This window comes from Robertmurraya sp. GLU-23 (assembly GCF_052983275.1).
In genome coordinates this window covers 43,544-60,293 of the sequence record NZ_JBRKCV010000017.1, presented here as the reverse complement: position 1 = coordinate 60,293, position 16,750 = coordinate 43,544, and the positions used below count along the sequence as shown (strand labels likewise).

At 39.5% G+C, this 16,750-nt stretch carries 15 protein-coding genes, 1 pseudogene and 1 other annotated feature; of the genes and pseudogenes, 12 read left to right on the top strand and 4 right to left on the bottom strand.

Annotation, left to right across the window (positions count from 1 at the left end; all coding sequences use genetic code 11):
* Positions 1 to 24: 24 nt before the first annotated feature.
* Complete coding sequence (gene asnB / locus ACVBAX_RS20535) at positions 25 to 1,920, top strand: asparagine synthase (glutamine-hydrolyzing) (RefSeq protein WP_447118637.1); 1,896 nt, start codon at positions 25 to 27, stop codon at positions 1,918 to 1,920.
* On the opposite strand, the gene ACVBAX_RS20530 is transcribed toward asnB, so the two are convergent.
* Both ACVBAX_RS20530 and ACVBAX_RS20525 read right to left on the bottom strand, forming a co-directional pair.
* Positions 1,921 to 2,787: a C39 family peptidase gene (locus tag ACVBAX_RS20530; RefSeq protein WP_447118636.1), complete on the bottom strand. Its 867-nt coding sequence runs from the start codon at positions 2,785 to 2,787 to the stop codon at positions 1,921 to 1,923. It lies immediately after the preceding gene.
* A gap of 90 nt (positions 2,788 to 2,877) precedes the next feature.
* Entirely contained in the window at positions 2,878 to 3,390 is a 513-nt protein-coding gene (locus tag ACVBAX_RS20525) for a gamma carbonic anhydrase (RefSeq protein ID WP_447118635.1), read from the bottom strand.
* Between the two features lie 86 nt (positions 3,391 to 3,476).
* On the opposite strand from ACVBAX_RS20525, the gene ACVBAX_RS20520 reads away from it, so the two are divergent.
* The gene (locus ACVBAX_RS20520; RefSeq protein ID WP_430776107.1) at positions 3,477 to 4,280 is read left to right on the top strand and encodes a lysophospholipase; all 804 of its coding nucleotides are present in this window, start codon (positions 3,477 to 3,479) and stop codon (positions 4,278 to 4,280) included.
* 14 nt (positions 4,281 to 4,294) lie between these two features.
* On the top strand, positions 4,295 to 5,380 hold the full coding sequence (locus ACVBAX_RS20515; RefSeq protein ID WP_447118634.1) for a tetraprenyl-beta-curcumene synthase family protein: 1,086 nt from the start codon (positions 4,295 to 4,297) through the stop codon (positions 5,378 to 5,380).
* Between the two features lie 35 nt (positions 5,381 to 5,415).
* Here ACVBAX_RS20515 and ACVBAX_RS20510 read toward each other — a convergent pair whose 3' ends face one another.
* On the bottom strand, positions 5,416 to 5,991 hold the full coding sequence (locus ACVBAX_RS20510) for a class I SAM-dependent methyltransferase (protein WP_447118633.1): 576 nt from the start codon (positions 5,989 to 5,991) through the stop codon (positions 5,416 to 5,418).
* On the bottom strand, positions 5,988 to 6,950 hold the full coding sequence (locus ACVBAX_RS20505) for a TIGR01212 family radical SAM protein (protein ID WP_447118632.1): 963 nt from the start codon (positions 6,948 to 6,950) through the stop codon (positions 5,988 to 5,990). Before ACVBAX_RS20505 ends, ACVBAX_RS20510 begins: the two co-directional genes overlap by 4 nt.
* Positions 6,951 to 7,129: 179 nt before the next feature.
* Here ACVBAX_RS20505 and ACVBAX_RS20500 point away from each other — a divergent pair, with 179 nt between their 5' ends.
* From ACVBAX_RS20500 to ACVBAX_RS20460, 9 genes and pseudogenes are all read left to right on the top strand, one after another.
* Positions 7,130 to 7,393 carry a YtzC family protein gene (locus ACVBAX_RS20500; RefSeq protein WP_251513388.1) on the top strand — a complete coding sequence of 88 codons (264 nt, stop codon included), beginning with the start codon at positions 7,130 to 7,132 and terminating at the stop codon, positions 7,391 to 7,393.
* A gap of 10 nt (positions 7,394 to 7,403) precedes the next feature.
* A complete protein-coding gene (locus ACVBAX_RS20495; protein ID WP_160546911.1) occupies positions 7,404 to 7,583 on the top strand; it encodes a glycogen biosynthesis protein GlgD in 180 nt (59 codons plus the stop codon).
* Between the two features lie 175 nt (positions 7,584 to 7,758).
* Positions 7,759 to 8,955, top strand: coding sequence for an MDR family MFS transporter (locus ACVBAX_RS20490; protein ID WP_447118631.1), 1,197 nt, complete (start codon positions 7,759 to 7,761; stop codon positions 8,953 to 8,955).
* Positions 8,956 to 9,086: 131 nt separating this feature from the next.
* Entirely contained in the window at positions 9,087 to 9,806 is a 720-nt protein-coding gene (locus ACVBAX_RS20485; protein WP_447118630.1) for a toast rack family protein, read from the top strand.
* Between the two features lie 108 nt (positions 9,807 to 9,914).
* Positions 9,915 to 11,143, top strand: a pseudogene (locus ACVBAX_RS20480) (sigma-54 interaction domain-containing protein).
* A 293-nt stretch (positions 11,144 to 11,436) separates the two neighbouring features.
* Positions 11,437 to 12,756: a GntP family permease gene (locus ACVBAX_RS20475; RefSeq protein ID WP_447118629.1), complete on the top strand. Its 1,320-nt coding sequence runs from the start codon at positions 11,437 to 11,439 to the stop codon at positions 12,754 to 12,756.
* A gap of 13 nt (positions 12,757 to 12,769) precedes the next feature.
* Positions 12,770 to 13,546, top strand: a complete 777-nt coding sequence (locus ACVBAX_RS20470) for a 3-hydroxybutyrate dehydrogenase (RefSeq protein WP_447118628.1) — start codon at positions 12,770 to 12,772, stop codon at positions 13,544 to 13,546.
* Between the two features lie 95 nt (positions 13,547 to 13,641).
* Positions 13,642 to 13,860 (top strand) — a binding site (T-box leader).
* Between the two features lie 53 nt (positions 13,861 to 13,913).
* Positions 13,914 to 16,328 carry a leucine--tRNA ligase gene (gene leuS, locus ACVBAX_RS20465; RefSeq protein ID WP_447118627.1) on the top strand — a complete coding sequence of 805 codons (2,415 nt, stop codon included), beginning with the start codon at positions 13,914 to 13,916 and terminating at the stop codon, positions 16,326 to 16,328.
* Between the two features lie 112 nt (positions 16,329 to 16,440).
* Positions 16,441 to 16,740, top strand: coding sequence for a rhodanese-like domain-containing protein (locus ACVBAX_RS20460; protein WP_119709527.1), 300 nt, complete (start codon positions 16,441 to 16,443; stop codon positions 16,738 to 16,740).
* The last annotated feature ends 10 nt before the right edge of the window (positions 16,741 to 16,750 follow it).

Here is a 16,750-nt window from a genome sequence, read left to right as displayed (position 1 = left end):
GAACGGAGTAGGTGAGTTACATACATGTGTGGTTTTATTGGATGTGTTCATGACAAATCGCAAGTGTTTAGTGATGGACAAAAACAACAATTTGAAAATATGAATAATGTGATTACGCATCGCGGACCTGATGATGACGGATATTTCTATGATTCTCATGTTCAATTTGGGTTTCGTCGTTTAAGTATCATTGATATAGAAAGCGGGCATCAACCCCTTCATTTTGAAAACGAAAGATACTGGATTATTTTTAACGGTGAAATTTATAACTATGTAGAGTTAAGAGAAGAACTATTGGCAGAAGGAATCACCTTTGCAACAAGCTCAGATACAGAAGTAATTATTGCTTTGTATAGCCATCTGAAGGAAAAAGCGGTGGAGAAGCTTCGTGGAATGTTTGCCTTTGTAATTTGGGATAAGGTTGAGAAGACGCTTTATGGAGCACGTGATCCATTCGGCATTAAGCCTTTCTTCTATTTTGATGACGGGGAAAAGATATTCTTTGCATCTGAGAAAAAGAGTATTTTACTGGCACTGCAGAACGATGTATTAAACTATGATTCTTTGCAGTATTTCTTAACGTATCAGTTTGTTCCTGAGCCTTATACGATGTCAGAAGGTATTTCAAAATTAGAACCAGGGCACTACTTTACAAAGAAAATCGGATCTGAAATGGAAATTAAGCGTTATTGGAAGGCTCATTTCCACCCAGTAAGAAAATCAGAGAGTGATTTTGTAAAGGAAATTAAAGATGTTCTTTTTGATTCTGTCAAAATTCATATGAGAAGTGATGTGCCTGTCGGTTCGTTCCTTTCTGGTGGAATTGACTCTTCGATCATTGCTTCCATTGCAAAAGAATTCCATCCGGCGATTAAGACATTTTCTGTAGGTTTTGATCATAATGGGTTTAGTGAGATTGATGTTGCTAAGGAAACGGCTGATAAGCTTGGAGTAGAAAATATTAGCTATATCATTACTCCAGAAGAGTATATGAATGAAGTACCGAAGATTATGTGGCATATGGACGATCCGCTTGCAGACCCTGCATGTGTCCCTTTATATTTTGTGGCACGTGAAGCTCGTAAGCACGTGACGGTGGTTTTATCTGGAGAAGGTGCAGATGAGCTATTTGGTGGCTACAATATTTATAGAGAGCCTCAGAGTCTAGAGGTGTTTAATAAAATTCCACAGGTTGGAAAAGCGTTTTTACGTTTGCTAGCGAAAATGATGCCAGAGGGAATGCGCGGGAAGAGCTTTATTGAACGTGGTTTGACTCCTTTAGAAGAACGTTATATCGGAAATGCAAAAATGTTTAGTGAGCTTGAAAAGAGTGATCTTCTAAATACGTATAACAAAGGTTTAGATTTCACCAATATTACAAAGCCTCTTTATAAAGAAAGTGAAGGCTACGATCCAGTTGACCGTATGCAGTATATAGATATTCACACATGGATGCGTGGAGATATTTTATTGAAGGCTGACAAAATGACCATGGCTCATTCGTTAGAGCTTCGTGTCCCATTTTTAGATAAAGCCGTTTTTGAGGTTGCTTCTAAAATTCCAACAAGTTTAAAAACAGCCAACGGAACAACGAAGTATGTTCTTAGAAAAGCAGCAGAAGGAATTGTACCAGAACATGTTCTTAATCGTAAAAAGCTAGGCTTCCCGGTTCCAATCCGTCACTGGTTAAAGGCTGAGATGAATGAATGGGCAAAGACCATTATAAGAGAAAGTGATACAGATTATTTATTAAATAAAACGTATGTACTTCAATTGCTTGAGGATCACTGCCAAGGAAAAGCCGATAATAGTAGAAAGATTTGGACGGTGCTCATGTTTATGGTATGGCATCAGGTATATGTAGAAAAAAAGTACTCCTTCGAGAAGGAATACTTAGCGGAAAAAGTGTTACAAAGCTAATTAACGAGGGAGGTAGGTAATTGCCTGACTTCCCATTTGCACCCAGGATTCTTCAAAATCCATTATGGGTGCTTTTTTATTTTTTTCCCCTGTTAATGGATCGTTAAAGTATACATAATCCTGATCAAAGCCTGTTAATAAAACAGAGTGTTCTTTGTAGGTAATATCAATAACACCACTCGGAGTGTGCCAGGTCACAAATTGATTGGATGACAGCTTTTTAAAGGAGGTGTTGGTGATCACCCAGACAGGACGCTTGTCAGAAAGGTGTATTTTTAGATCATTAAAAGGTGAACCGGTTAAATCATCAATTTGTCCAGGTAAATATTTCTCAGCTAGTTCTTTAATGGGTTTATGGTACACGCCTAAACCAGGTAGTTCTTTTGTATACATGCTCCCTACAAATCCGTCATTAGGATGACCGTAGTAAACTTTTCCATCAGAAACCTTGTAGGCTGTAGAGTCTTTTATGATTTCTTTAGCAAGAGTCATCTTATCTACTGAAATATTTGCGTATTGTAGTAGCATGGCTAAACTTGTAACTTCACAGCCGCGTGGAAGTTCAGGTAGTTGGTTGATGACTGGTGCATCTATGAGAACGGTTTGTTCTAACGGGATAATCGTAAGGTCAACCCGATCGTCGTTAAAAGTGTTCGTCGAACGTAATGGGGCTTGTACCCAGATCTTCATTCGACCAACGGCTTCGGCAATATGTGGGGTTTGTGCAATAAATAAGATGAAGAACCCTAGTAAAACCATTCCAATAATTGAAAAAGAAGTTTTAAGAGAAGGACTTTTCTTTATAAGATGTGTAAAAATAAATAGTAGGATAATTAAAATCCCTATTAAAATGATTAGTGTAGTCATAAGCACCACCGATACAACATGTAGTTAGCATTCTATATTAGTTATATCGGCATATTTCCTCTAGTTTCAAGATACTTTTTCTAAGATTTCTTATTTTTGTATCGATTTGTAGTATTGGCCTTTTTCTACGTATTGGTTCATGATTCTATCACGATCCTTTATGTCTTCCTCAGTTAACTCACGAATCACCTTGGCAGGGCGACCAAACGCAAGCGTGTTCGGCGGAATTTTCTTTCCTTGAGGAACTAAACTGCCGGCTCCAATGAATGCACCTTCGCCAATTTCTGCCTGATCTAGTATAATAGAACCCATTCCAACTAAAGCTTTCTTTCGGATGATGCAGCTATGTAAAATCACTTGGTGACCGATGGTGACTTCGTCTTCAATTATGAGCGGATTATTTGGACTTTGGTGTAAAATAGAGTTATCCTGAATGTTCACGCGGTTCCCAATAATTGTCGGGGCAACATCACCACGGATAACTGTACCAAACCATATACTTGTTTGGTCACCAATGACAACATCTCCAGTTACCGTCGTATAATCAGCAAGGTACGCAGTCTCAGCAATTTTTGGGGTTTTATCATGGTAAGGATAAATCATAAACATCCTCCTTTATGTAATCATATATTTACTATAACGAATTTATAGAAATTTTTCTTATACTTTTTTTAGAAGGGGCAATACATATGTGGAAATGGGAAGCGGAAGGGAATGCCAGAGCCGTTATTGTTATCGTTCATGGGGCGATGGAGCATCATAGAAGATATGGTTGGCTTATTGAGCAGTGGAGAAACTCGGGCTTTCATGTCGTCATGGGTGATTTGCCTGGTCATGGATTAACGACAAGATCAAGAAGAGGGCATATCGATTCATTCGAAGAGTATGTGGATGAAGTAAAAAAGTGGATTGATGCATCCTATCAATTTGATTTACCAGTATTCTTAATTGGTCATAGCATGGGAGGACTGATTACACTAAGGCTTCTACAAAAAGAGCGATTAAATGTAGCTGGTGTCATTCTTTCATCTCCTTGCTTAGGTTTAGTGAACAAGCCTTCTCCTATCTTACACGCGGCAACCTTTATTTTAAATAAAGTGTTCCCAGCTTTACGAGTATCTTCTGGAATTTCTTTGGATATGGTGACGAGAAATGAAGATGTAAGAGAATTGGACCTTAAAGACACTTTATATGTAAAAAAGATATCGGTACGCTGGTATCGTGAGCTAGAAGAAGCGATGAAGAATGCATTCGCAATGATTAAAAGAACTCAGGACACCCCATTATTGGTCGTTCAAAGTGGGGATGACAGGATCGTAGATAAAGAGAAGGTAAGAAGTTGGTTCAACTCAGTCCCACTATCGGAGAAACGTTTCAAGGAATGGCCAAAGTGCTATCATGAAGTGTTTAATGAACCAGAACGGGAAGAAGTATTTTTATATGTTAAAGATTTCGTAGAAGGTCAATTAAAAGGACTAGGATATATTGTGTGAGTGAGGTGAAATACATGAGTGTTCCAACAATGCCCATCAGCTTAATGACGGAAGTGTATAGGAAGGTTCTACCTGCTGTACATAGAGAACTGAATGGGTGGAAGGCACGAGCAAAAGAAATCCCGAATCTAGAGCTTCGGAAGCAAGCACTAGCTAGCATTGAACACAAAACCTTTCATTGTGAGGGCGGTGGAATTCTTTCTTTAATGGGAATGGACCGGTATGAAGAAGCCATTCGTTTTATCGTTGCCTATCAGACGATTAGTGATTATTTAGATAATTTATGTGACCGGAGTACTTCTCTTGATCCGATTGATTTTGCGACGTTGCATGAATCAATGGAACATGCCCTTACCGTTGGGAAAGTGCAGAAGAATTATTATGAGCATCGGGAAGACCAGGATGATGGAGGGTATTTACATGACCTTGTGGCAACTTGTCAGGAGGTCCTTGCAGGGGTAGATAAGTACGAAATGATACGAGATCACTTGCTTGAGTTATGCCATTATTATTGCGATTTACAAATCCATAAGCATGTTCAACACGAAGAACGAATTCCCCGACTGAAAAATTGGTTTGGTAAGCATAGTAGCAAAATACCTGAAATGGAATGGTATGAATTTTCAGCTTGCTCCGGTTCTACCTTAGGAATATTCTGCCTTGTTTCATTTGCCATGAGCGAAGGATTTGCTCATCACCATGCAGATTCCATTCGTGAAGGTTATTTTCCTTATGTGCAGGGATTACATATTTTACTGGATTACTTTATCGATCAGGAAGAGGATTTAGATGGTGGAGATCTTAATTTTTGTTTTTACTATAAAGATGAAAAAGCGCTGTTCGAACGACTTAATCATTTTGTAAATGAAGCAGATCGCCACATTGAAAATCTCCCTTATAAAAGGTTTCATCAGTTGATTAACCGAGGTTTATTAGGTATTTATTTATCAGATGATAAAGTACGTAATCAAAAAGGAGTAAGAAAGCTTTCACGAACAATGATATGGAACTCAGGTCCCGTTGGTTTATTCTTCTATATCAATGGACGTTTGTATCGCTCCGTACAAAAATGGAATATATTTCGAGCTCGAACACAGTAAAACAGTCTGAAATCAAATTTCAGACTGTTTTTTTGTTAAGATCGTTTTTCAATTGCGATGATAAAGGGGGCATTGTTTTTCTGATTTTCAAACTGATAACGTAGGACATGTGCCTTTTCTTGGTCTAACTCTTTCACATATTGTAACAGTTTATCCCGTTCAATCGCACCTTCTTCATGCCCATGATAAATGACAAGGACAATGATTCCCTCGACAGCTAAAAGGTCCAATAGCTGCTCAATGGCGAAAATAGTAGTTTCAGGTTTTGTAACAATGCTCTTGTCTCCACCAGGTAGATACCCTAGATTAAAAATCGCAGCTGTTACCTTTCCTTTTGCTGATTGGGGAATGAAGTCTTTCACCTCTTCATGTCCACGATGGATAAGGGTGACACGATCTGAAAGGTTTTCCTTCGCTAGACGCTCTTTTGTCGCTTGGAGGGCTTGGTCTTGAATATCAAAACCATACACATGACCTGTACCGCTTGCGAGTTTTGCTAAAAAATAAGTATCATGGCCATTTCCTATAGTCGCATCTACTGCTACGGTATCCAGGATAAATGCCTTTTCTAGCAAGCTTCTTGCAAAGGGCAAAATTCTCTCTAGCTTCATAAGCTGGTGGCCTCCACACGATAGAACTTCCCTTGCCAGCTGTCTCTTCTTTTGAGTTCAGCGTCAATTGCATTTAATACTTCCCATTTATTCACGCTCCACATGGGTCCAATCATTAAATCAATTGGTCCATCCCCCGTGATTCGATGGACAATCATTTCAGGTGGTAAAATTTCTAATTGGTCACATACTAAGCTTACGTAGTTTTCAAAAGAAAGAAACTCAAGCATTCCTTTCTCATATTGTTTTACCATAGGTGTTCCCTTTAAAAGATGTAATAAATGAATTTTAATTCCTTGAACATCCAGCTTTGCCACTTCTTTTGCAGTTGTCATCATCATGTCATAGGACTCAAGTGGCAACCCATTTATAATATGTGAGCAAATTCGAATATTATGCTTGCGAAGCTTGTTTACTCCCTCCACATAACATTGGTAATCGTGAGCTCTGTTTATCAATAGTGCAGTTCGCTCATGAACGGTTTGAAGGCCAAGCTCTACCCATAAATAAGTTCTCTTATTCAGTTCGGCTAAATATTCAACAACATCGTCTGGTAAGCAATCAGGCCTTGTTGCTATAGATATACCTACAACATCTTCTTGTGAAAGGACGCTTTCAAATTTTTCTTTTAATTCCTCAAGTGGTCCGTGCGTATTTGTATAGGCTTGAAAATAAGCCATATACTTGCCATCTTTCCATTTAAAGTGCATTTTTTCTTTTATTTCTTGGAACTGTGTCGTTAAATCATCTACCCTATTTCCTGCGAAGTCTCCTGAGCCTGCTGCGCTACAAAAGGTACAACCCCCATAAGCAACAGTGCCGTCTCGGTTCGGACAATCAAAGCCGCCATCAAGTGCTACTTTAAACACTTTATGTCCAAAGGTTTGTCTTAAGTGGTAATTCCATGTATGATATCGCTTATTATCTGATGCGTATAAAAAAGGATGTAACTTGCTCACCTTCGTAATCTCCTTACAATCAAAGTATTCTCATTTTATCAGAAAAAGGGTAGACAACCAACTGGATTAATGATTGGTGAGTTCTGCCACTAGAGAGAAGTTGTAAGAAAAGGAGTACTTGCACACACTACATATGAAGCATATTGCTTCTTTGTTAGAAGAAAAGGGGGGCTTTTAGAATGGCAACTCATCAATCCATGATTAACCTCTTTGAGAGATGTAATGCGGTATTACGAAATGCCGAGACACAGTTTAACATAAGCAGTAGGCAGGATCATTATAACGATGAGAACTTAGATATTGCTATGAGAGAGCTTGAGGATGCATACAATGATGTCGCAAAAATGGCATTAAGTGCAAATGAGGTACAACGAGAAGACTTGCACCGTATGAGGCTGCAAATACAGCAACTCCAAAACCAAATGACGCTACTTGATCGATAGGGGGAGAAGGATGAAAAAGCGTTCGAAACAAAACAACCCTGAGCAAAAAACTAGAAATGGAATCAATAATCAAGATGTAGAGCTAGGATCAGATTTTGATCAGGTTAAAGCTTCAAAAAAGAAGTATGAAAACAAAGGCGGTCAGCCTGTGAAATCTAAGTTTCATCCAGAACCGGAGCAAAGCTCTTAAGCAAATAAGAGTCCCACAGTTGTTGGGGCTCTTATCTTTTTGTTTTGAATTGATTGAATAGTTTTACTCTCTTTTTGTCAATAGAAAATGATTGATGTTTCCATTTGAACCAACTAAAATTATTTCTAGACTCGAAATTGTAAAAACTTTTAACAAAGAAAAGGGGCGTTTTTTCATGCCTAGAGCTCTATGGTTACTGATTATAGGGATGGCGGTGAATGTAACTGGCTCTTCTTTTTTATGGCCTTTAAACACGATTTACATCCATGAGCACTTAGGAAAATCATTGACAGTGGCTGGGTTTGTTCTTATGTTGAACGCTGGTGCAAGTGTTGCAGGTAATTTATTTGGAGGAGCTTTGTTTGATAAGATTGGTGGTTATAAAGCCATTTTACTTGGAATCGCAATTACAGTGGCAGCACTAATAGGTCTTACTTTTTGGCATGGGTGGCCCATGTATGTTGTTTTTTTAACGATCATTGGTTTTGGTTCTGGAATCGTATTTCCTTCTATGTACGCAATGGCAGGAACAGTGTGGAAAGAAGGAGGCAGAAGTGCCTTTAATGCAATTTATGTTGCCCAAAATTTAGGGGTTGCTATTGGGGCAGCACTTGGCGGTCTAGTTGCATCGTACTCGTTCCAGTGGATATTTGTTGCCAATACACTAATGTATATCCTCTTTTTATTCATAGCTGTGTTTGGTTACCGTGGAATACAATCGAGCAATAGTGGTGGTAAGCAAACCAATATTTTAGAACAATCTTCTACAGTGAGAAGTCATGCAAAGCTATATGCACTATTGATTTTATGTATTGGGTATTTATTATGCTGGGTTGGTTATGTGCAGTGGCAGTCTACCATTGCTTCACACACACAGGAGCTCGGAATAACATTGAAGCAATACAGTGTATTATGGACCATTAACGGTGCATTGATTGTTGTTGCTCAGCCCATTATTAATAAAATATTGAAACCATTTGCTCATCATATCAAAGGGCAAATTATTGCAGGTATTCTTATTTTTATTCTGTCATTTGCCGTTGCTTCTATAGCTAATGAATTTTCTGGATTCCTGACAGCAATGGTCATACTTACGATTGGTGAAATGCTTGTCTGGCCCGCGGTACCGACCATTGCAGATAAATTAGCACCAAAGGGAAGAGAAGGATTTTATCAGGGAATCGTCAATAGTACGGCAACAGGTGGCAGAATGATCGGCCCTTTATTGGGTGGAGTACTCGTAGACTTTTACGGCCATCAGATGATGTTATTAATCTTAATCACTTTATTTGTGATCTCCATAATAACCACATTCATATATGATCGAAATCTTCAATCGAGAAAAATGCAATTCAAACAAGCTAGCTTATAAAATGAGCTAGTTTTTTGTATTGCTCAGATGATCCTACGCCTTAAGTCCGAGGAGAAGTTAAAGCTTGCGCCTCGCTACATTTTTTCGATGTCCTTCTATAATCAAGGTATAGAATTCAAGGAGGAAGAAAAATGAAAAAATTAATACATGGAGTTGTGGTGGCTACTGGAGCCCTTATGCTTGCAGGGTGCAATATTTTAGCAGTTGGGAAAGATGCTCATGAAAAAAGTCTATCGGTTGAAAGAGATAAAGCAGAAGAAATAGAACTTGAGGTAAATATGGGAGCGGGAGAATTAACATTGGAACAAGGATCAAAAGAGTGGGTGACTGGAGAGGCGAAGTATAACAATAAAGATTTAGAGCCTGAGGTTTCCTATAAATTAACTGGGGATACAGGAAAAATAACTATTGACCAATCAAGAAGCGATGATATCAATGTAAATAAAGGCGGCCTAAAAAATGAATGGAATCTACAGGTAACAAATAAAGTGCCTTTGGAATTAATTGTGAACTCGGGTGCTTCCGCTTCTACATTAAATTTATCAGGTTTGAAGCTTGAAGACCTTCAAATTAACGCTGGTGTTGGGGACCTTACGGTTGATTTAAGTGGAGACTGGAAGAAAAGTTTTGATGTAAATATGGATATGGGCGTAGGTGTTACAACCTTGATATTACCAAAAGATGTTGGGGTACAGGTGATTTCTGAAAAAGGTTTAGGAGTAAAATCCGTGGAAGGATTATCGTCAGAGGGAGATGGAGTCTACGTAAATGACCAATTTGGCAAAAGTGACGTTACAATAACGGTGAATGCGGATCTAGGAATTGGGGAGTTTGAGATTAAAGAGGAGTAGTCACTCATTTTGTGGAGAACTGATCGAAACAATCGATCAGTTTTTTTCTGCTTTACACCATTCTCTGAAAAGTATGATAATGGAATAAAAAACGGGAGGAGCCATCGAATGATTCATGCTTTGTCAAAGCTTTCTGTGGATACGATTGAGACGATTGTTGAAAACGCATTTGAGTGGCTAGTGGTTGTTGATAGAGAAGGCTTAATTACTTATATAAATAAAAATTATTGTGAGTTTATTGGTGTGAACAGAGATGAAGTAATCGGGGTTCATGTGTCAAAGGTTATAGAGAATTCGAGAATGCATATTGTAGCGAGTAGATGAAGATGAACTCACATGTAAAGAGCTTGCTATCAAAGATGCAAAGCTACATACAAGATCTTGATCGAAGCGTGAAATACTCATTAGAGGATATTCTAGGAACTTCAAAGCAAATTGTCAGTTTAAAAGAAAAGGTCAAAATGATTGCGGCGAGTGATATTTCGATCCTAATTCGAGGAGAAAGTGGTACGGGAAAAGAGCTTTTTGCGCACAGCATTCATCAGCTGAGCAATCGAAGTCATCAGCCATTCGTTAAGATCAATTGTGCAGCTATCCCAGAGCATCTATTAGAATCTGAACTTTTTGGTTATGAGGAAGGTGCGTTTACAGGGGCAAAGAAAGGTGGGAAAAAAGGAAAGTTTCATCTAGCGGATGGAGGAACTCTTTTCTTAGACGAAGTGGGCGACATGCCATTAAATATGCAGGTGAAGTTGCTGCGTGCACTTCAAGAAGGAGAAATTGAAAGTGTTGGGGCACTAAAGCCAATGAATGTAGATGTTCGGATTATTGCTGCGACTAACCGTCCTTTAGAAAAAATGATGGAGGAAAAACGATTTCGGGAAGATCTTTTTTATCGAATTAATGTTGTCCCCTTTCATGTCCCGTCATTACGCGAAAGGATGGAAGATATCCCGATCTTACTAGAGTACTTTATTAATAAGATTACAAGAAAAAGTGGGAAAAGGATACATGGAGTGAGTGAAGACGTGTCTGAATTGCTTCAAACGTATAGTTGGCCAGGAAATATCCGAGAGCTAGAAAATGTGATGGAGGCGGCCATTCACTTATCAAATGGAGAAATCATCACAGTGGAGTCCTTACCGGATTATATTCATGACTCGTCGGTTTACCCACTTGGAAAAAGGAAGCTAAAGGAAATAATGGACGAAACCGAGCGAAGAGTTCTTCAGCAAAGCTTAGTAAAGTATAATCATGATAAACTTTTGGCAGCTAAAGCACTTGGAATTAGTAAATCCACAATGTATGATAAATTAAAAAAATATGGGCTTGAGTAGTCCAGATATCCGGAATATGTTCCAGATTTCTGGACTTCTTTCTGTCTATGATTTTATTAAGCCCATTCAAGTAAAGGACATGTTTTTTTGGAAATCTATTCTATGATTTTTGAGATCTAATAGACGGTACATTCCGGAAATCTGGAATAAATATTCAATAAATAGTCATAAAAATCACATCACAATAAGGATTTACAGTTTGGCATAATCCTTGCATAAAGAAAAGGGAAGGGAGGGTGCGAAAGAAAGTGTAACCGTTTGCAATCTCATTCGACAACAAAGGGGGATATAAGATGCTAAGTATGATTGGTTTAATTGGTGGTTTGGCCTTATTAATTTTCTTAACGATGCGAGGAATGAATTTACTTGTCGCAGGTCCATTATCAGCATTGTTTGTTGCTGTTCTGAATGGAATGCCATTGTTTCCACAACTTGTAGCAGAAGGGGAAGCGAACCTTGTTGGAAACTATATGTCTGGTTTTTCTAGCTTTGTTACGGCTTGGTATTTAATGTTCCTTTTAGGGGCTATCTTTGGAAAAGTTATGGAAGATAGCGGTGCAGCTGATTCGGTTTCTAGGATGATTGTTGAGAAGCTTGGAATGAAGTATGCCATTCTTGCCATTGTTGCTGCCTGTGCGGTGTTAACGTATGGAGGAGTAAGTTTGTTCGTTGTGGCTTTTTCTGTCTATCCGATGGCGCTTAGTTTGTTTAAACAAGCGAACTTGCCACGACGTTTCATCCCTGCAGCATTAGCCTTTGGATCAGTTACCTTTACGATGACCTCTGCGGGCTCGCCTGAAATCCAAAACTGGATTCCAATTGATTATTTGAATACTTCTCCTTATGCGGGATGGGAAGTTAGCTTAATTGTTGCCGTATTTATGATGATTTTTGGTTATTGGTGGCTAAAGCGCATGATTACAAAAGCGGTGGAAAAAGGAGAGCACTTTGTTGAACGAGATGGTGATCCGGTTAATGAAGAAAGAGAGCTACCAAATCCTTTAATGGGGATTTTGCCGTTAGTCGTAGTTCTTGCAATTTCATTTATTTTTCATGACTCCTTAAAGCAATCGGCACTTATTATTGCACTTTTGGGCGGTGTTATCGCGACATATGCCCTTAACCGTAAATATTTTAAAAACTTTTGGAGTGCTGTTTCAGAAGGAACTCTTGGTGCTTTAATTGCCATAGGTAATACAGCTGCTGTTGTAGGATTTGGCGGTGTTGCGAAGGCAGTTCCTGCTTTTGGAGTGGCTGTTGACTTTATGACGAGCATTCCAGGAAGCCCTTTAATTGGAGGGGCAATAGCCGTTAGTGTCATTGCGGGTATGACCGGTTCAGCCTCTGGTGGTCAAGCGATTGCCTTGCCATTACTTGCTCCTCATTACATGGATATGGGAGTTAATCCGGAAGCGCTCCACCGAGTCGTTGCGATTTCATCTGGAGCATTGGACTCTCTCCCTCATAACGGATATGTCGTCACAACTGTTCGTGCCATTTGTGGGGAAAGTCATAAGGATGCCTATAATCCAGTTGGTGCCGTAACCGTCATTGTACCTACTTTAGGTGTAATTCTTGCGATTATTCTATTTTCTTTAGGTGTAGGTATCTAGAAAGGAGTTTCTCATGAAGGACCAACCGAGTGTTTTTGTGACGGGGGCAGCCCAGGGGATAGGATATGAGATTAGTAGAAAGTTTGCTGAGCAAGGTGCAAAGATTGTCTTAACGGATGTTAATGAAGAGGCGGTTGTCGCTTCAGCAAACGAGCTTCGAGGGTTAGGTTTTGAGGCAATAGGAATCAAATGCGATGTAACAAAGGAAGAAGAAATTATTGCAGCGATTGACCATGTGATTTCTCATTTAGGATCCATTGATGTGTTAATCAATAATGCAGGACTTCAACATGTATCATATCTTGAGGAATTTCCAACAGAAAGGTTTGAGTTGTTGATAAAAATCATGTTAACAGCACCGTTTATGTTAACAAAGCATGTGTTGCCTCATATGAAAAAACAAGGTTTCGGTCGAATCATTAATATGGCATCTATCAATGGGTTAGTTGGGTTCGCTGGTAAAGCCGCATACAATAGTGCGAAGCATGGAGTGATTGGGTTAACGAAAGTAACAGCCCTAGAAGCAGCAACCTATGGAATTACGGTGAACGCTCTTTGCCCAGGTTATGTGGACACTCCACTGGTACGTAATCAGCTAGCAGATCTAGCCAAGACAAGAGGAGTAGAGTTAGAAAGAGTTCTCGAGGATGTTCTCTACCCCCTCGTCCCACAAAAACGCTTGTTAACTGTTGATGAGATTGCTAGTTACGCGATTTTTCTGGCAAGTGAAGCGGCGAAAGGGATTACTGGTCAAGCGGTCGTTATTGACGCAGGCTATACGGTTCAATAAAAAATACACACACACTACTCCTTATCTTCATATGCTACAAAACACAACTTGCATCGAACTAGAAAATACACTACAATAGCATCATACTTAAATATGTGGTGACCATGATAAGGAGTAGTAGTGAGAAATACCTGAAAGTAGAGAGTTGACGGATGGTGAAAGTCAACCAGGTGTCCATGAACTCGCCTTTGAGTCGCAAGTGTGAAAGAAAGTAATGCTTGCCGTATTCCGCGTTAAGGATAATGAAGCGAGTGACTTGTGCACTAATGTGGGTGGTACCGCGGGAGATTCTACATAATCCTCTCGTCCCTTTTTATAGGGACGGGATTTTTTGCGTTTAAACAAGTATTTTTAGGAGGAATTAAAAGTGAGCTTTAATCATCAAGAAATTGAAAAAAAGTGGCAGAGCTTTTGGGATGTTAACAAGACGTTTCAAACTAGTGAAGAAAAAGGTAAGCGCAAATTTTATGCGTTAGATATGTTTCCATATCCATCTGGAGCTGGACTGCATGTAGGGCATCCAGAAGGGTACACAGCAACAGATATTTTATCACGTATGAAGCGTGCGCAAGGCTATAACGTTTTACACCCAATGGGATGGGATGCGTTTGGTCTTCCAGCTGAGCAATATGCATTAGACACAGGGAATGATCCTGCTGAATTCACGGCATTAAATATTGCCACATTTAAGCGTCAAATCAAGGCATTAGGTTTCTCATACGATTGGGATCGCGAAGTGAACACTACAGATCCTGAATATTATAAATGGACACAATGGATTTTCTTAAAGTTGTTTGAAAAAGGCCTAGCCTATATTGATGAGGTAGCCGTAAACTGGTGTCCAGCTCTTGGAACGGTATTATCAAATGAAGAAGTAATTGATGGAAAAAGTGAACGTGGTGGTCATCCAGTTGAACGACGTCCAATGAAGCAGTGGGTATTAAAAATTACTGCGTATGCAGATCGTTTATTAGAGGACTTAGAAGAACTTGACTGGCCAGAGAGCTTAAAGGATATGCAACGCAACTGGATCGGTCGTTCTGAAGGTGCCGAGATTACTTTTAATATTGAGGGTAATGATGGGCAGTTTACGGTCTTTACAACAAGACCTGATACATTATTCGGTGCAACGTATGCGGTATTAGCACCAGAGCATTCATTGGTTGAAAGAATAACGACAGCTGAGATGCGCGACGCGGTTCAAGCATACATTGAACAGATCAAGAGCAAGAGTGATTTGGAGCGTACCGATTTAGCTAAAGACAAAACAGGTGTATTTACAGGTGCTTATGCAATTAATCCGGTTAATGGAGCGAAAATGCCAATCTGGATCGCTGATTATGTACTTGTTAGCTATGGAACAGGAGCGATCATGGCGGTACCTGGTCATGATGAGAGAGACTACGAATTTGCTAAGAAATTCGAATTACCAATTGTGGAAGTCGTTGCAGGTGGAGATGTTTCCAAGGAAGCTTATACAGGTGATGGTGAGCATGTAAACTCTGACTTCTTAAATGGAATGAACAAAGAAGAAGCGATTTCTCGTATGATTGCTTGGTTAGAGGAAAAAGAAATCGGAACGAAGAAGGTTACGTACCGTCTACGCGATTGGTTATTTAGCCGCCAACGCTATTGGGGAGAGCCAATTCCAGTCATTCACTGGGAGGATGGAACAATGACAGCTGTTCCTGATTCAGAGCTTCCATTGGTGTTGCCAAAAACGACAGAAATTCGTCCGTCTGGTACAGGTGAATCGCCACTTGCGAATATTGAAGACTGGGTGAACGTAGTTGACCCTGTAACAGGTAAAAAGGGACGTCGTGAAACAAATACGATGCCGCAATGGGCAGGAAGCTGCTGGTACTACTTACGTTATATTGATCCGAAGAATGATCAAGCGTTAGCAGATCCAGAAAAATTAAAAGAGTGGCTTCCAGTTGATATTTATATCGGTGGAGCAGAGCATGCGGTTCTTCACTTGCTTTATGCTCGATTCTGGCATAAGTTTTTATATGATATCGGTGTAGTAAGCACAAAAGAACCATTCCAAAAATTGTTTAACCAAGGGATGATTCTTGGAGAAAACAATGAAAAAATGAGTAAATCAAAAGGAAATGTCGTAAACCCTGACGAAATTGTTGGAACCCATGGTGCCGATACTCTACGTTTATACGAAATGTTCATGGGTCCACTTGAAGCATCGATTGCATGGTCAACACAAGGATTAGACGGTTCTCGCCGCTTCTTAGACCGTATTTGGCGCTTGTTAGTGGATGAAAATGGAGAGATTGCAGAGAAGGTTCAATCGGTTGATTCTTCTAGTCTGGAAAAGGTTTATCACCAAACCGTGAAAAAGGTGACTGAGGACTTTGAAGGATTACGCTTTAATACAGCTATTTCGCAGTTAATGGTATTTATTAACGAAGCTTATAAAACACCAGTGCTTTCAAAAGACTTTGTGGAGGGCTTTGTGAAATTGCTTGCTCCGATTTGTCCACATATCGCAGAAGAGCTTTGGTCAAAGTTAGGTCATAGCGAAAGCATTTCCTATGAAGCTTGGCCAGCATTTGATGAAGCGAAGCTAGTTGATGATGAAGTAGAAATCGTCGTTCAAATTAACGGTAAGGTGAAGGCGAAGCTTATGGTACCGTCTGATGCAAATAAAGAAGCACTAGAGCAAATAGCAATGGATGATACAACAGTCAAAGAGCAAATCGATGGCAAGACTGTTCGAAAAGTAATCGCTGTACCAGGGAAATTAGTTAATATTGTAGCAAATTAAGTGTATGATAGGGCTCCCATTCACTCGGGGGCTCTTTTTCTAAAATAGAAAGATTGAAATGTACCGAGCAAGTCGTGTACGATAGAAGAAAAATTAAAAGGGGTAATGTTGGATGGTAAAAGAAATTACAACTGCAGAGTTACAAGAAAAGCTAGAAAAAGGGGAAAAGCTAGAACTGATCGACGTGCGTGAGGATGAAGAAGTAGCTGCTGGAATGATTCCTGGTGCAAAGCATATTAAAATGGGGGAAATCCCTATGCGTTTAGACGAATTAGATCAAGATACGGAGTACATATTCATTTGTCGCTCAGGTGGAAGAAGTGAAAATGTATGCTATTTCCTGCATGACCATGGCTATAATGTAGTGAATATGGTCGGCGGCATGATGAAATGGACTGGAAAAGTAGAATAATGTAATGGGG

Bases quoted from the DNA above. Each gene is read 5' to 3' on its own strand.
- ACVBAX_RS20520 (WP_430776107.1), top strand. From the start codon at position 3,477: ATGTGGAAATGGGAAGCGGAAGGGAATGCCAGAGCCGTTATTGTTATC.
- asnB (WP_447118637.1), top strand. From the start codon at position 25: ATGTGTGGTTTTATTGGATGTGTTCATGACAAATCGCAAGTGTTTAGT.
- ACVBAX_RS20470 (WP_447118628.1), top strand. From the start codon at position 12,770: ATGAAGGACCAACCGAGTGTTTTTGTGACGGGGGCAGCCCAGGGGATA.
- ACVBAX_RS20510 (WP_447118633.1), bottom strand. From the start codon at position 5,991: ATGAAGCTAGAGAGAATTTTGCCCTTTGCAAGAAGCTTGCTAGAAAAG.
- ACVBAX_RS20515 (WP_447118634.1), top strand. From the start codon at position 4,295: ATGAGTGTTCCAACAATGCCCATCAGCTTAATGACGGAAGTGTATAGG.
- ACVBAX_RS20485 (WP_447118630.1), top strand. From the start codon at position 9,087: ATGAAAAAATTAATACATGGAGTTGTGGTGGCTACTGGAGCCCTTATG.
- ACVBAX_RS20530 (WP_447118636.1), bottom strand. From the start codon at position 2,787: ATGACTACACTAATCATTTTAATAGGGATTTTAATTATCCTACTATTT.
- ACVBAX_RS20500 (WP_251513388.1), top strand. From the start codon at position 7,130: ATGGCAACTCATCAATCCATGATTAACCTCTTTGAGAGATGTAATGCG.
- ACVBAX_RS20495 (WP_160546911.1), top strand. From the start codon at position 7,404: ATGAAAAAGCGTTCGAAACAAAACAACCCTGAGCAAAAAACTAGAAAT.
- ACVBAX_RS20475 (WP_447118629.1), top strand. From the start codon at position 11,437: ATGCTAAGTATGATTGGTTTAATTGGTGGTTTGGCCTTATTAATTTTC.
- ACVBAX_RS20460 (WP_119709527.1), top strand. From the start codon at position 16,441: ATGGTAAAAGAAATTACAACTGCAGAGTTACAAGAAAAGCTAGAAAAA.
- ACVBAX_RS20525 (WP_447118635.1), bottom strand. From the start codon at position 3,390: ATGATTTATCCTTACCATGATAAAACCCCAAAAATTGCTGAGACTGCG.
- ACVBAX_RS20490 (WP_447118631.1), top strand. From the start codon at position 7,759: ATGCCTAGAGCTCTATGGTTACTGATTATAGGGATGGCGGTGAATGTA.